Raw genomic sequence first — 14,183 nt, forward strand, 5'->3', positions numbered from 1 at the left:
ATGCGTACTAATTTACTTAACGGTTGAAGTAGTGGTCTGCCAGCCACCGCCAACCGCTTTGTATAAATTGATTTGGCTTGCAAGCACAGCTTGTTGGCCCGTGATCAATTGCTGCCTTGCGCTATACCAAGTTCGCTGAGCGTCAAGCACTTGTAAAAAGCTATCAACCCCTTTGTCGTAGCGCGCCTGCGATAATTCAAAGGTTGTCTTTCGGCTTTGTAATAACTCCTCAAGAGCCATTAACTGTGCGTTATAGCCTTCTCTATCCGCAAGTACATCAGCAACTTCACGAAATGCTTGCTGTATTTTTTGCTGGTACGTTGCTACAGCAACTTGTTGCTCTGCGTTAGCGACATCTAAATTTGCTTGATTTCGACCCATATTAAAAATAGGTAAATTTACCGATGGCATGAAGCTCCATGTGCCTGAGCCTGCATCAAATAAATTACTTAAATCACGTGATGCAGTTCCTGCATTGGCAGTTAAACTAATGCTCGGGTAAAACGCTGCACGGGCAATACCAATGTTAGCGTTAGCGGCTAACAGCTGATGCTCTGCTGCTTTTATATCTGGTCGCTGCGTTAGTAAATCAGAAGGTAAACCCACAGGCACACTAGGCAAGTCTAATAAATAATTTAATGACTTACTTGGCAGTAAATCCTCACCTACCGTTTTACCTACTAATAAATCAAGCGCGTTTTTATCGCGTTTCACTAAACGTTGGTATTTAGCAATATCAACTTTCGCTGTGGCTACCGTACTTTTAAGCTGTTCCAGCGTAATTTTAGAAGCGGCACCTAAATCAACACTTTTTTGGGTTAATGATAAGGATGCTTGCTGCGATGATAACGTCTCTTGTGCCAACGCTAACAACTGTTGATCGGTCGCGTAATTTAACCAGGCATTAGCAAGCTCTGTAATTAACGACACTTGCATGGTGTATTCGCTCAGCTGAGTTGAATAAAGCGTTTGTAATGCTTGCTCTGACTGATTGCGTACTTTACCCCATAAATCTAACTCGTAAGCCGTCATGCCTACCGTTGCACTGTATTGAGAACTTATTTGTGGTTGACCACTTGCTGATAAATCGCTGGGTAAACGCTGACGACTTCCTGATGCATTAAAATCCAGTGATGGATATAACGCTGAATCTTCAATCTGATACAAACCACGCACGCGCTGAACATTTAAAGCAGCTATTTGTAGGTCTTTATTATGTTCAAGACTTTGTGATATCAGTGTTTTAAGTTTTTCATCATTAAAAAACTGCTGCCATTTTAACGAGGACACCTGCTCATCCCCTGTCTCTGATGCATACGCATCAGGGACAGGTAAATTTAGCGCTTCTTGTTGAGGAGCTAACTGACATCCAGATAAAATTGCTAAAGTAAAAGCACTAAAACTGATTGCTCTTAAACTCATTATACTTCCTCCTCGGAGGTGGTTTTAGCCTTTCCTGAAAACAGTCTACGTACTAAAACAAAAAACAACGGTACAAAAATAACAACCAATGACGAGGCGGCAAGTGTTCCACCAATAATTGAAATACCTAATGCATTTTGTGCACCTGAACCAGCACTTGAGGCAATAGCTAATGGAAGCACACCACACACAAAGGCCATTGAGGTCATTAAAATAGGACGTAAGCGAAGGCGTACAGCGGCAATCGCCGAGTCAACTAAGCTTAAGCCTTCTTCCATTTTATGAATCGCAAACTCAACGATTAAAATGGCATTTTTAGAGGCTAAACCTATGGTGGTTAATAAACCCACTTGTAAGTAAATATCGTTTGATAAGTTACCCATAAAGGCGGCTACAATCGCACCAAAAATACCCAGTGGCACAATCATCATTACTGCAAATGGTACTGACCAACTTTCATAAAGCGCTGCTAAACATAAAAATACAAATAACAGTGATAATCCATATAACAACGGCGCTTGACCGCCACTTGATCGCTCTTGATATGAAATACCAGTCCATTCAGAAGCAATACCTTGTGGTAACTGCTTAACTAAACGCTCCATTTCATCCATGGCTTGACCTGTACTGTAGCCTGGCGCTGCACTGCCTTGGATTTCCATTGCTGAAAAGCCGTTATACCTTTCCAAGCGAGGCGAACCATAAGACCAATAAGAACTAGCAAATGCTGAAAATGGCACCATATCGCCGTTTTTATTACGCACATACCATTTGTTTAAGTCCTCAGGCACCATTCTCGCATCGGCTTGACCTTGCAGGTATACTTTTTTCACGCGACCACGGTCGATAAAGTCATTTACATAACTACTACCCCACGCCGTCGAAAGCGTACTATTAATATCACCTTGCGACACACCAAGCGCTTCTGCTTTTGCAAGATCAATATCCAGCTGTAACTCAGGCATATCTTCTTGCCCATTAGGGCGAACACCTGCCAGTATTGGACTTTGACTCGCCATACCTAATAACTGATTACGCGCTTTTAATAGCTCATCATGACCTAAACCGACACGGTCTTGTAAAAACATATTAAAGCCATTTGCGGTACCGAGTTCAACAATCGCCGGAGGTGGAAATGCAAATACAAATGCCTCTTTAATCGTTGAAAAATACCCCATGCCTTTTCCTGCAACGGCGCCCACTGATAGGTCGTCACGTTGGCGCTCATCCCAGTGCTTTAAGCTAACAAAGCCAATTGCTGAGTTTTGTCCAGAGCCTGCAAAACTAAAACCTGTTACCGTAAAAATTGAACTAACGGCTTCAGATTGATCTTCTAAATAATGGTTTTCAACTTTTTTAACCACTTCAAGCGTTTGCTCTGTAGTAGAGCCTGCAGGAAGCATTACTTGGTTAAACAAAATACCTTGGTCTTCATCAGGTAAAAATGCCGTTGGTAAGTTTGAAAAAATAGCCACCATGCCGCCTACAATTAATGCATAGCTAAGCAAGTAGCGCTTAGAATGCTTGATCATGCGGCCAACAAAACCTTGCGCACCTTTATTGGTTTTATCAAAACCACGGTTAAAGCCTGAGAAAAAACGACCAATAAAGCTACCATCGGTGTGAACATGGCTAGGCTTTAATAACGTAGCACACAGTGCGGGAGTTAAAATAAGCGCAACCAGTACCGACAGCCCCATCGCCGACACTAAGGTAATAGAGAACTGACGATAAATAACCCCAGTAGAGCCACTAAAGAATGCCATCGGAATAAATACAGCCGACAGCACCATCGCAATACCTACCAGTGCTCCTTTAATTTCATCCATCGATTTTCGCGTTGCTTCAACCGCAGAGAGCTTTTCTTCGGTCATTAAACGCTCAACGTTTTCGACAACAACAATCGCATCATCTACGAGTAAACCAATGGCCAGTACCATCGCAAACATCGTGAGGGTATTAATGGAATACCCAAAGGTAAATAGAATACCAAACGTACCTAGCAATACGACAGGCACCGCAATGGTTGGAATAATAGTTGCTCTGAAGTTTTGTAAAAATAAGTACATTACAACAAATACCAAAACAACCGCTTCGATTAGGGTATGTACTACTTTTTCGATTGATAATGCAACAAAAGGAGTAGTGTCATAAGGCACAACCGCCTCTAAACCTTCTGGAAAAAATGGTTTAAGTTCTTCAAGTGCATCTTTTACACCTTGTGCTGTATCTAAGGCGTTTGCGCCACTGGCTAATTTAACCCCTAAACCCGATGCCGGTTTACCATTAAAGCGCGCTACAACACCATAGTTTTCACCACCGAGTTCAACATCAGCAACATCTTGTAAACGCACTACCGAACCATCGCTGTTGGTTTTAACTAAAATGTCTTTAAACTGCTCAGGTGTTTGTAATCGGCTTTGGGCCGTTACCGTTGCATTAAGCTGTTGACCAGCCAATGACGGCATACCACCGAGCTGACCTGCCGACACTTGCGCATTTTGTGCTTTTATTGCCGCAGAGATATCGTTTGGCGTTAGTTTATAACTTTGTAACTTAGCCGGATCGAGCCAAATACGCATTGCATATTGAGAGCCAAACAATTGTACTTCGCCCACCCCATCGACACGCGCTACAATATCTTGCACGTTTGATGACACATAATCACCAATGTCAATGTTGGTCATACTGCCATCTTGCGATACAAAACCAACAACGAGTAAAAAACTAGACGATGACTTAGCAACTACCACACCCTGTCGTTGCACTTCTTCAGGTAATAACGGCGTAGCTGTTGCTAGTTTATTTTGCACTTGTACTTGTGCAATATCAGGGTTAGTTTCTGCATCAAAGGTAAGAGTCAATGTTGCTGAACCACTTGATTCAGAGGTCGATGACATATACAACAAGCCATCTAAGCCTTTCATTTTTTGCTCAATAACCTGGGTCACCGAGTCCTCTAAAGTACGCGCAGAAGCACCAGGGTAGTTAGCAGTAATCGTAATAGCAGGCGGTGCAATTGACGGATACTGAGCAACGGGTAAACTTTTAACCGCAATAATACCTGCAAGCATCACCACAATAGCCAGTACCCATGCAAAAATAGGCCTGTCGATAAAAAATCGTGACATGAAATTCTCCGTTATTGGCTGTTATTTGCTGATGACTGTACTTGTGATGCAGCAACCGGTGCACCAGGGCGAATTTTCTGTAGCCCTTCTACAATCAATTGATCGCCATCAGCTAGACCGTCGGTTACCAACCAGTTAGCGCCCAAAGTACGCTCTACCTTTAATACACGGCTTTCAACGGTGTTGTTTTTGCTAACAACCATAGCCGTAGGTTCGCCTTTAGTATTGCGGCTAACGCCGCGTTGAGGAGCGAGAATTGCATTAGATTTCACCCCTTCAACAACCTCAGCACGTACATACATACCAGGTAGCAATAGTTTTTCAGGGTTTGGAAACTTCGCGCGTAACGTTACCGAACCCGTACTTGGGTCAACCGTCACTTCAGAGAACTGTAATGTTCCCTTATGAGGATACGCAGAGCCATCTTCCATAATAAGTTCAACATCTGTTTGCGTGGTTGAATCAACCCCTAAAGAACCCGATGCCAATGCTCTTTTTAGCTTAGTTAGTTCATTACTTGATTGGGTTAAATCTACATAAATTGGATCAAGCTGAGTAACGGTTGCCAATGCTGTGGTTTGAGCTGCGCTAACTAGTGCCCCGACAGTGACACTTGATTTACTAATTTGGCCGCTAATTGGCGAAGAAACATGGCTATAATCAAGATTAATTTGCGCGCTTTGTAACTGTGCTTTTGCCGTTAATAGTTCTGCAGATGCTTGCTTGTATGCTGCATCGGCTTCATCAAAGTCTTGCTGGCTTACCGCTTTAATTTCTAGCAATTCTTTATAACGCGACGCTTTAGATTTACTGCTTGCAATACTAGCCTCTGCGCGCGCAACGGCCGCTTTGCTGGCTGCGAGTTCTGCTTCAAAAATGTCAGGATTAATTTGATAAAGCGCTTGGCCTTGCTCAACCTGTGTGCCTTCTTCAAATAAGCGAGATTGAACAATACCACTGACTTGAGGACGAATTTCAGCAATTTGAAACGCACTAACACGCCCTGGTAATTCTTTTTTAAGTGTAATAGCTTGGCTTGTTAAGGTGACCACACCAACAGGTGTCGCTGCAGGAGCAGAAGCCTTAGGTTGTTCAGCTACCTGATCACAACCACTTAAAGCAACAGAACCAACGAGGGCCGAAAATACAAAAAAAGCGATGCGGGAACGCTGCATGTCAAATACCTTTTAGTTTAGAATGAACGATCATTCTAAACTATAGTACAGCAATTAAAAATAGCCACTGAGCAACATTTACACATTTTTACAATTGAATAGATAAGTAACACAAACAATAGCTGAGTTATTTAAGCAACACCCATAAAAAAAGCAGCCAATGAACTTTCATTGGCTGCTATTAAGCTATGTTGGCTGTCATTATTCGTTGTCAGTATTAACTCTAGAGACTAGTAACTGCTCAATACGAATTCCTTCCACGTCCACAACTTCAAATTTAAAACCTGCAAATAAAACAAACTCTGCGCGTTTAGGAATATGTTTCATGGTATAAATTAAATATCCGGCCACAGTTTCATAATGATTTTGATCAGGAAATTCATCAATTTCAAGTACCTTCGCCAGCTCAACAATCGGGGTTAAGCCATCCACTAACCAAGAACTCGCGTCGCGTTCAATAATTAACTCTTCACTTTGATGAGTAATTAAATCGCCCATAAAACCTTTCATTAAATCTTTAACCGTAACAATCCCAACCACCAAAGCATACTCATTAACTACCACCGCAAAAGGATGCACAGCGGTTTTAAACGCATTTAACGCTTCAGATAAACTCAATGTTTCGGGCAAGTAAAAAATATCTTTATCAAGCATGTCATCGTTAATATTTGCCGCCTCACCTTTGAGTACTTGGCGTAAAATATCTTTAGACTCAACAGAGCCAATTAACTTATCAAGATTACCTTTGCACACTAAAAAGTGATTGTGCGGATGATCTATAATTTTATTTGCTATATCGTCGCTAGATTCATCAATATCAAAATAAACAATTTGCTCACGCGGTGACATAACGCTTGATAAAAAACGCGCTTCTAAATCAAATACATTTCCTATTAAATCATACTCTTGTTGCTGTAAACTGCCATATTCAGCACCAGCATCCATCATCGCAACAATATCTTCAGTGGTCACAATATCTTCACGTTCACTGGGCACTTTAAACACCCGTAAAACAATATTGGTTAAGCCATTAAAAAATAATACCAGTGGCGTGAGCGCAAAAGTAACCCAGCGCATAATTGTCACCACCCTCACGGCAACGGCCTCAGGTAAAATCATCGCTAAACGCTTTGGTAGTAAATCGGCAAATAAAATAAATAACGAGGTAATAATTAAAAACGATAATACAAAGCTAATTTGCCCAAGTAATGGACCTTGATAAAACAGCTGTAGTATTTCTTGCATGTAAGGAGACAATGCTTGCTCGCCAACAATCCCGCCTAATATCGCAATCGCATTGAGCGTAATTTGGATCATGGCGAAAAAAGCCCCAGGCTGCTCTTGCAGCTTTAAAACCGCCAAAGCGTGCACATTGCCCTCGTCCGCCATTACTCTTAACTTAATTTTGCGTGAAGCGGCAATCGAAATTTCTGACATCGCAAATAACGCACTCATCAAGATTAATAACGCAATCCCGATTAAATCACCCATTTATAACTCCAAAATAATCGCTTTTACAAGCAAAAGCAGCTGGATTATAGACGCTTTTATAGACAGGGCAATTGATATTTAAATAATATTAATAACTAATAAAAATCAAAAGCTTAATATTTATAGTTTAGACTCATATGAAGAAAAAGCCGCGCTAAGTTGTTGCTTTACGTTATCGGGTAGATTTTTATTACAGGCGAAATATAAAGGGGCTTGATGGGCATTGATGGGCATGAGTAATTCGAGTTGTAATTTATTTAATAAATGAGATTGTTCATGGTTTATTCGCTGCGCTGGTATAACAACTAAATCAATACTCGAACTTCGGGTTTGGATTATCTTAAAAATATTATCAAAACTACTAAACAGCATTAAATTTTCGTTTTCTTTAAAGCCCTTTGAAAGTAAGTAATGATGGCTGTAGTTATCTTTTAAAACCGCAATACGGTATTGCTTTGCCTGCTCTAAATTAGTTAAGGAAATACCTTTGCTTTTAAGGGAGTAAAAATTAGTGTCAAATTGGGCAAGCTTAGCAAACCAAATAAAATTATGTTCCCGCTCAGGCGAACGAGAAATAGAAAATATACAGGTTTGGGGATCTCTCAGTGCAATATTGTAAGCCATACTCCAATCGTTTACAGAAATTGAATAATCAATACCTACGCTATCAAGCACTAATCGGACTTTATCGGCAGCATCACCTACTAAATTGTTATTCGCGTCCAGATACTGCGCAGGCGCGAAGTTCTCTGTTACAACAGTAAGTTTAGCCACACAATGATGACTTACAATGAGCAATAATACACAATACCACTTAGTCACAATAACCCACTATATAAAATTTAAGATGTTACTTTTTTGATAAAAGCAAATTTAATATAGCGGATTATTTACAAATAGCCAATTTTGACCTTTAGGATTAACGATTCATTGCTGCAATTAAGAATGCTGAAATTTTAGCGCCTTCTCTAAGCGTCGTCTCTGAGCTTGATTGACCCACTAATGAGCTGTCGGTAAACGGCGCGATTTCCATCATATCTGCACCGGTTATTGGAAACTCATCGGCAATGGCTGACAAAATATCAAGCGCATGCTGTGGTGTTAATCCATTTTCTTCAGGTGTACCTGTTGCTGAGGCAAATTGAGCATCTAGTGCGTCAATATCAAAGCTTACATACACTTCATCAACCTTGTCAGCCTTTAGTTGCGCGATTGTATCGGCAGCAACAGCGGCTGCGCCACGCTCAATAATTTCAGCAGCCCAGTGCTGTTTAACGCCAAAGGTACTTTCCCAATGTGATTTAGGCTTACCACTTGAGCGAATACCAAATTGAATTAAATGATGTGGCGCGGGTAAAAATTCTAAAATATGGGTACACCAAGAGCCAAAACATAAATCGATACCCAAACGCTCTACGAGTAAGTCGGTGTGAGCATCAAAATGAATAATTGCCGTACGTTTACCTTGCTCGCGTTTGGCTTTTAAGTACGCTTTTGTCAGCGGGTAACTAATAGAATGATCGCCACCAATGCCAAAAATGCCTTTATCTTGGAATGTTGCATAAAAGCTGTCACATACATCTTCGGTAATAGACAGTGGACTTACGAAATGATCGTTATTGTCATTGCCATAAAGCGCTTTTTGGCAATTGGTAATTGTTGCCTCGTTTAAGTATTTATCGTGTAATAAATGCGGTATTACGCGCACATCACCTAAATCAAATGAACGACACTGTGTTTGCTGGTCAATTAAAGCTGAACGTAAAAATAAAGGCCCCCAGTTTGCACCGCGTAAAATACCACCACCACAATCAGAGCTAATCCCCAGCATAACCGCTTTGTGGGGTGAGTTAGGTAATTCATTTAGCGAGTCACGCCATAAAGCATCGACATTTTCAGTTTGGCCATATAATTTATTTCTGAGTGCTGCTTTGCGTTCTTTTGCCGTATTAACCGTAAATACACCGTCGCCAGGTGCACATAAACAGTGTTCAACTTTATTTTTAAATGCTTGAAATTGTGTGCTCATTGTAAACCCTTTTTCAATCTGAATATCTTGTCTATTATTGAGTAGTTATGCAAAACGACGAACGCTGAATAAATTAAAAATTAATTGTCTGTGGTTATAAAAATCACTGAACGTTGTGTTTTGCGAGGTTAGGTCAGTGGCAAAACAATACAAAACCTACTAACTAACCTTATGAATATAAACAATTTAAAATTTAGCTAACAACTCTTTTGGCTAGCTACTGGTTTGCTCTGAGGTATGAATATAGTGTCTGAGCAAACAAGTCAACTGGCTCATTTTGTTAGTAATTTTAGCCATTGATTGAATATTCAGAGTTGATGAATAAATCAATACGGACATCCGTCCTGTACTTCATTTAGGTTTCTCGTAATCATGTTAAATTGACAACAACTCTTATTAAAAAGGCTTAGTTATGGAAAAGGTATTTCACTTAGGACTGTGTATTGATGATTTAAAAGGTGCAAAACTGGCTATTGTTCCAGGGGATCCAGATCGTGCAGCGCGCATTTCACAGTTCTTAGATAATCCAACCTGCCTTGCTCAAACGCGTGAGTTTCACATTTATTTAGGCCAATTAAACGGCCACTCAGTGGTTGTATGTTCAACCGGTATCGGCGGCCCTTCAACGTCAATTGCGGTTGAAGAACTGGCTCAACTTGGCGTACGTAGCTTTCTTCGCATTGGCACAACAGGCGCGATTCAGCCGCACATTAACGAAGGCGATATTTTAATTAGCCAAGCCTCAGTTCGTTTGGATGGCGCGAGTCAGCATTTTGCACCGCTGTGCTACCCTGCTGTTTCTGATTTTTTTGCCACTCAAGCGATGGTAAAAGCCTGTGAAAACCTAAACATCGATTTTCATATCGGTATCACCGCTTCAAGCGATACCTTCTACCCAGGACAAGAGCGTTACGATACGCATTCTGGTTATGTTCCTAAGTCATTACAGGGTAGCTGTGAAGAATGGCAAAAACTAGGCGTGATGAACTACGAAATGGAATCGGCTACTTTATTTACTATGTGTGCCGCTCTTGGCCTACAAGCAGCCTGTGTTGCAGGTGTATTAGTAAATAGAACACGTCAAGAAATTCCTAACGTAGACCACGGCGAGATTGAGAAAAAATCGGTTGCCGTGGTACTTGAAGCCGCTAAAGTGTTACTTGGCTAATGTTGCGCTAATAACCTCAAGTGTTGGCAAGCCAGTAAAGCTTGCTAACACGGCTTTTGCCACCCCTGATTGGTTTTCATGACCAGCCGTTTCTAATAACGTAACTGATTTAACTGTTTGCTTATCAAAGCTCAGTCCTGCTAAAAACAACTGACTCACAGCACTTTGTAATGGCGATAAACTCGGGCTGTACGCTGCATTTTCTGCATAGCTGCCATAAAAATCACCGTTTTCAAACGTACTTATTTTTACTGCACTGTAATTTTGGCTGTATGGCACATAAGCCGCTAAAGCATAGCTCATCAGCTTTTCATCAAGTTGTTTGTTTTCAAAACAATTAGTTTGCTCTGCTGGGTTAAATAAGCTGTGCTCATTGCCTAAATCGGTTGGTCCAAATGAATGAGGTAATAACTCTGCCAATTTAAAGTTTTGTGCTGGCAGTAAAATATCAAGCTCTTTCGCATCAGCGAGTTCATTCATAAATTGACGACAGTACCCACATGGGACATCACTAATCGCTATTTTAAGAATTTTTTTACCGCCATTTAACCAGGCATTATTAATTGCAGATTGCTCACCGTGCACCACTAAACTAAGTGCTTGATGGTCAAACTCAGCGTTAGCGCCAAAGTAAAAAGTGGTGTTTCCTTGTGAATCGAGCCCTTTTACAATTGCGCCGACATGAAATTTGGAAATAGGTGCAACCGAAAACTCTGAAGCCATAGGCACTAAGCCTTGTAATAATGCATCGTCGCTAACATTAAGCTCGGTGCAAAGCGCTTTAATATCGCTTGAATATAAAATACCGCGTTGAGTTTTTAATTGACTGCGTAGAGCTTGAGTTTGCGCTACGTTTAATGAAATGTGTGAATTGCTAAGTGCTGTATTATGTTGCACTTTAAAAGTTGCTGAAGCCATAATAGTTTTTATTTGTTCAATGGCTAAGTAGTGTAAAAGGTTGGCAAACTAAATACCAGCCTATTCAACGTAAAAAAAGGGAACACGTCGCGTGTTCCCTTTTTTTATTTTATTAAAATAAAAATTAACCTGTATTTCGCATACCCGCTGCAATACCGGTCATAGTGATCATCAAGGCATTGTCTATATCGTTTTCATTGCCTTTATCATCGCCGCGAGAGCGACGTAATAACTCAACTTGTAATACATTAAGCGGGTCGGTGTATGGATTTCTAAGCCCAATAGACTCTTTGATCCAAGGCTGATCAGCCAATAAGCTTTTTTGTGGGCTTAATGATTGCACTAACGTCATCGCCTCACCAAGTTCCTCTCGCAAGGCAACACCTAAAGGCTTATACATCTCTTCCACCAGCGCATTATCGTAATGCTCACTCAACCAGCTATCCGCTTTACTAAATACCATTTCTAGCATTTCTAAACGTGCTCTAAAGAACGGCCATTGCAAACTCATTTCGCTTAAGGTTTCAATCCCATATTTTTCAAGCGCGGCTTTAAGTCCACTTAATGCACCTAACCATGCAGGTAACATTAACCGGTTTTGACTCCACGCAAAAATCCATGGAATAGCACGTAAGCTCTCAACCCCTCCATTTGGATTTCGTTTTGCAGGCCTTGAGCCTAACGGTAGTTTTGACAGTTCTAATTCAGGTGTCGCCATTCTAAAGTAAGGCACAAAGTTTTCATCGTGGCGCACCACATTACGGTAATGCTCACACGACACATCGCTAATTAATGCCATTACTTCGCGCCACTGTGATTTAGGCTCTGGTGGTGGCAATAAATTACTTTGTAGTACCGCACCTGCATAAATATTTAAGCTTTGTAATGCCACATTGGGTAATCCAAACTTAAAGCGGATCATCTCACCTTGCTCTGTTACCCTAAGCCCGCCTTTTAACGACCCCGGCGGCTGAGAATGCAATGCTTGTGCAGCAGGCGCACCACCACGTCCAACCGTACCACCACGTCCATGGAATAAAATAAGCTCAATACCGCGTTCATCCGCTAGTTGTACGAGCTTATCCATTGCCTCATATTGTGCCCAACCAGCAGCCATCATGCCTGCATCTTTGGCTGAGTCTGAATAGCCAATCATTACATTTTGGGTGTTTTTGATGTGTCCACGGTACCACTCGTTATTTAAAAGCGTAGTGATGACGTTGTGGCCATCGTTTAAATCGTCCAAGGTTTCAAATAAAGGCGCCACGGGCAGTTCAAAACCACAGCCAGACTCTTTAAGTAATAGCTGCACTGCTAATATGTCAGAGGCGGTTCGTGCCATAGAGATAATGTATAAACCAAAGGTTTTTTCATCTTGCTGTGCAATAACATCAAAGGTGTCGAGCACCTCTTGCACTTCTGGACTTGGTTGCCAATGCCTAGGAATAAGCGGACGACGTGAATTTAGCTCTGTCAGTAAAAAAGCTTGTTTGTCTTGCTCTTCCCATTGATTGTAATCGCCAATACCTAAATGACGAGTTAATTCTGAAAACACATCGCTGTGTCTTGACGAATCTTGTCGCACATCCAGTTTAGCCAAACGCAAACCAAAGCTATTTACACGATGGATCACATCTAATAGCAAGCCATCAGCAACCACTTGCATATTGCATTTTAATAATGAGCGATAACACACCTCAATTGGGTGCTTAATTTGGTTAATATCAGTAATTAAATCTTGCGACTCAGTACGCTTATTTTTAATTTTAGCGCTTAAGTACATTACTGTTTCAGCCACTTGATTTTTAAGCTCTTTAAGCACGGCTCGATAAGGTTCAAACTCTTGCCCTGCCAGTTTAATAAGCTCATCGCTGGCATCAGACATAGAAAGTTCAGCACACAAAGTTTCTAAATCACGCTGGTATAAATCCAGCGCCATCCAACGGCCATGATCGAGTACTTGCTTTGTCACCTCGGCGGTTACAAACGGGTTACCATCTCGATCCCCCCCCATCCATGACATAAATTCTATCGGACTGTAGTTAGCTGGTAGCTCAAGGCTCAAATGCTGTTTAACATGCTGGCTAAACTCACGTAAAAAACGTGGCACGGCATCCCATAAGCTATTTTCAATTACCGCATAGCCCCATTTAGCTTCATCAACAGGGCTTGGGCGAGAACGACGAATATCGTCAGTATGCCAAGCTTGGCTAATTAGCTGCGCAATTCGATTTAATATCGCTTCGCGCTCTTGCGCAAGGTTATCGGTGCGCTCAAGTGATGCTAAACAGTCGCTTAGTTCAACATGTTTGTTAATAATAGTACGGCGAGTCACTTCGGTTGGGTGAGCGGTTAGTACTAAGTTTATGTGGAGTTTTGAGAGTGTGTCGGCTAAATGATTATGATTAAGCTGACCTTGTTCGGCCTTTGCTGCTAACGTTTTTAATGTTTGAGTGAGAGGATTTAGTTGGCAAAAACCAACATCATTAAAACGTGATACGGTATGAAACTGCTCTGCAACATTAGCTAAGTTTAAAAAATGATTAAATGAACGGGCAACCGGTAAAAGCTCCTCATCACTGAGCGCATGGAGTACATCAATTAACGCTTGGCGATCGGCTTCATTGCCACTGCGAGATGATTTTGATAAAGCCCGAATTTCTTCTACTTTATCTAAAATCTCTTGTCCTTGGGCATCTTTAATAGTTTGTCCTAATAATTGACCAAGTAGATTAACATTACCTCGCAAGGCGGCATATTGTTCACTCATTTCTAGCTCTCCTTCGTTTCTTGGAGACCTATTAATATCACTAAGAGGGAATATTTAATAGATCCATTTGCATTGTCTT

9 protein-coding genes are annotated in these 14,183 nt (G+C 41.2%); 1 reads left to right on the plus strand and 8 read right to left on the minus strand.

The annotated features are described in order from the left end of the window. Positions 1–12: 12 nt before the first annotated feature. The 6 genes from N523_RS0102145 to N523_RS0102170 all read right to left on the minus strand — a co-directional run bounded on the left by N523_RS0102145 (position 13) and on the right by N523_RS0102170 (position 9,248). A complete protein-coding gene (locus N523_RS0102145; protein ID WP_028834133.1) occupies positions 13–1,422 on the minus strand; it encodes an efflux transporter outer membrane subunit in 1,410 nt (469 codons plus the stop codon). After that, positions 1,422–4,553, minus strand: a complete 3,132-nt coding sequence (locus N523_RS0102150; RefSeq protein WP_013463139.1) for an efflux RND transporter permease subunit — start codon at positions 4,551–4,553, stop codon at positions 1,422–1,424. The genes N523_RS0102145 and N523_RS0102150 overlap by 1 nt, the downstream gene beginning before the upstream one ends. A gap of 11 nt (positions 4,554–4,564) precedes the next feature. Further along, a complete protein-coding gene (locus tag N523_RS0102155) occupies positions 4,565–5,728 on the minus strand; it encodes an efflux RND transporter periplasmic adaptor subunit (RefSeq protein ID WP_013463138.1) in 1,164 nt (387 codons plus the stop codon). A gap of 201 nt (positions 5,729–5,929) precedes the next feature. Then, complete coding sequence (locus N523_RS0102160; RefSeq protein WP_013463137.1) at positions 5,930–7,219, minus strand: hemolysin family protein; 1,290 nt, start codon at positions 7,217–7,219, stop codon at positions 5,930–5,932. Between the two features lie 120 nt (positions 7,220–7,339). Continuing rightward, positions 7,340–7,993, minus strand: coding sequence for a substrate-binding periplasmic protein (locus N523_RS0102165; protein ID WP_231485748.1), 654 nt, complete (start codon positions 7,991–7,993; stop codon positions 7,340–7,342). A 145-nt stretch (positions 7,994–8,138) separates the two neighbouring features. Further along, positions 8,139–9,248, minus strand: coding sequence for an arginase family protein (locus tag N523_RS0102170; RefSeq protein ID WP_013463135.1), 1,110 nt, complete (start codon positions 9,246–9,248; stop codon positions 8,139–8,141). A gap of 412 nt (positions 9,249–9,660) precedes the next feature. On the opposite strand from N523_RS0102170, the gene udp reads away from it, so the two are divergent. Next, complete coding sequence (gene udp / locus N523_RS0102175; protein ID WP_008112319.1) at positions 9,661–10,416, plus strand: uridine phosphorylase; 756 nt, start codon at positions 9,661–9,663, stop codon at positions 10,414–10,416. Here udp and cdd read toward each other — a convergent pair. Both cdd and ppc read right to left on the minus strand, forming a co-directional pair. Next, entirely contained in the window at positions 10,405–11,334 is a 930-nt protein-coding gene (cdd, locus tag N523_RS0102180; protein ID WP_024600943.1) for a cytidine deaminase, read from the minus strand. The genes udp and cdd overlap by 12 nt on opposite strands. A 124-nt stretch (positions 11,335–11,458) precedes the next feature. Continuing rightward, the gene (gene ppc / locus N523_RS0102185) at positions 11,459–14,104 is read right to left on the minus strand and encodes a phosphoenolpyruvate carboxylase (RefSeq protein WP_028834135.1); all 2,646 of its coding nucleotides are present in this window, start codon (positions 14,102–14,104) and stop codon (positions 11,459–11,461) included. Positions 14,105–14,183: the final 79 nt, after the last annotated feature.

It is taken from the genome of Pseudoalteromonas sp. 23_GOM-1509m (genome assembly GCF_000518425.1).
In the GTDB taxonomy this organism is placed as follows: Bacteria; Pseudomonadota; Gammaproteobacteria; order Enterobacterales; family Alteromonadaceae; genus Pseudoalteromonas; species Pseudoalteromonas tetraodonis.